The sequence below is a fragment of the Arthrobacter sp. 9V genome (assembly GCF_902506065.1).
Classification (GTDB): Bacteria; Actinomycetota; Actinomycetes; order Actinomycetales; family Micrococcaceae; genus Arthrobacter.
Window position 1 is genome coordinate 1 of the sequence record NZ_LR732949.1, and the last position, 1,153, is coordinate 1,153.

Here is a 1,153-nt window from a genome sequence, read left to right on the forward strand (position 1 = left end):
GTGCAAGATCCTCGCCTCGTCGGGGTCGACCACGCCGATCGTGCTCGTCGTCACCGAGGGCGGTCTGACCGCGGTGAACAGCGACTGGAACGTCGACGACGTCGTGCTCGAGAGCGCCGGCCCCGCCGAGATCGACGCCCGCATCCGCCTGTCGGCCGGTCGTGCCGCGAAGGGCCAGACGAGCTCGAAGATCCAGGCGTCCGGTGTCGTCATCGACGAGGCCAGCTACTCCGCCAAGGTCCGCGGTCGGCCGCTCGACCTGACGTTCAAGGAGTTCGAGCTCCTGCGGTTCTTCGCCACCCACCCGTCACGCGTCTTCACCCGCGAGCAGCTGCTCAGCGAGGTCTGGGGCTACGACTACTTCGGTGGCACCCGCACCGTCGACGTGCACGTCCGACGGCTCCGCGCCAAGCTCGGGGACCTCGAGTCACTCATCGGCACCGTCCGCAACGTCGGGTACCGCTTCAACGTCTACGACGACGAGGCCGAGCGCCTGCTGGGGCAGTAGTGCTGCCCGACCTCGGCGCCTTCGTCGCCCCCGGCGAAGCCCCGCCGTTCTCCGACCAGACCCTGGTGGACGTCCGCGCCGGGCGCGCGAGCGTCCTGTCCGTCGACGACGGGGTCGCCGTGGTCCGTGACGGTGAGCTCGAGATGGTCGTCGCCCAGGAGGCCCGCGGCCGCGGCATCGGCACCTCCCTGGTGACGCAGGCGCTCGCGCTGGGCGGCGGGGCCGCTCCCCGGCTCGCCTGGGCGCACGGGGACCACCCGGCAGCGCGGGCGCTGGCCGACCGGTTCGGCTGGCGCGCGGTCCGCACGCTGCTGCAGCTCCGGGCGCCCGTCGCCGACTCCGAGGAAGACGTCGCCGCCGACGTCGAGCTGCCCGACGGGTTCAGCCTGTCGGCGTTCCGCCCGGGCACCGATGACGAGACCGACTGGCTCGCGCTGAACGCCGCAGCCTTCGCGCACCACCCCGAGCAGGGGCGGATGACGCTGGACGACCTGCACGCCCGCGAAGCCGACGCCTGGTTCTCCGGCGACGACCTGCTCTTGCTCCGCGATGCCTCCGGGCAGCTCGCCGGGTCGTGCTGGCTCAAGGTCGAGGACGGCATCGGCGAGTTCTACGCCGTCGCCGTGCAGCCGGGCGGTTCCCGCA

General features: G+C 72.5%; 2 protein-coding genes. Both read left to right on the plus strand.

Going from position 1 to position 1,153, the window contains the following annotated elements; all coding sequences use genetic code 11:
* Nucleotides 1–508: winged helix-turn-helix domain-containing protein (locus tag BACI9J_RS22655; protein ID WP_159736645.1), on the plus strand; the 508-nt coding region annotated here is incomplete at its 5' end.
* On the plus strand, nt 508–1,153 hold a 646-nt coding region (locus tag BACI9J_RS22660), incomplete at its 3' end, for a GNAT family N-acetyltransferase (protein WP_159736646.1). The genes BACI9J_RS22655 and BACI9J_RS22660, both read left to right, overlap by 1 nt.